Here is a 623-nt window from a genome sequence, read left to right on the forward strand (position 1 = left end):
CCGCGCCGACTGAATCGCGCGCACGTAATGCTGCTACAATTTCATGATGGCGCTTCACATCTGTTGCCCATGTCTTTTTTAAGCTGGCATAGATGTGTGGCCCCAAACGAAGCCATAGCTGCTCAATGAACTCCATCATAATTGGCATATTAGCAACTCTGTAAATTGCAAAATGGAATTGCCTGTGTATGCGCAATGCTTCATCCATAGAGCGTTTCTGGGCTGTTAACATTTCCTCATAAAGAGCAGAAATTGTTTCAATATCTTCCTGTGTTGCCAGTACGGCCGCATGTGCCCCAGCCATTTCCTCAAGCCGGATGCGCAGCATCAGCAGCTCGCGGAAAGTCTCTATTTTCAAGACCGGCACCTTAAAGCCGCGGTTCGGCATAATCTCCAGAACACTTTCTGAACTCAGCCTTCCCATTGCTTCGCGTACCGGCATTGAACTCATTCCGAGTTCCTCAGCGATTGGCTTGATATTGAGATGCGTGCCGGGACGGTAAGCGCCGATAAGAAGAGCTTCACGAAGAGTCAGATAAGCACGTCTGTTCATCCCGATGGAATCATCGTCGGGTAAGTATGATCTCAGGTCGACTTTATCCGAGGCTACCACATTATTCATT

General features: G+C 48.5%; 1 protein-coding gene. It reads right to left on the bottom strand.

Annotated features, from left to right (window positions below; all coding sequences use genetic code 11):
- Positions 1–553: GntR family transcriptional regulator (locus tag HBA93_RS17990; protein ID WP_221724205.1), on the bottom strand; the 553-nt coding region annotated here is incomplete at its 3' end.
- Positions 554–623 lie beyond the last annotated feature (70 nt).

The sequence above is a fragment of the Ochrobactrum sp. SFR4 genome (assembly GCF_019730395.1).
GTDB lineage: Bacteria > Pseudomonadota > Alphaproteobacteria > Rhizobiales > Rhizobiaceae > Pseudochrobactrum.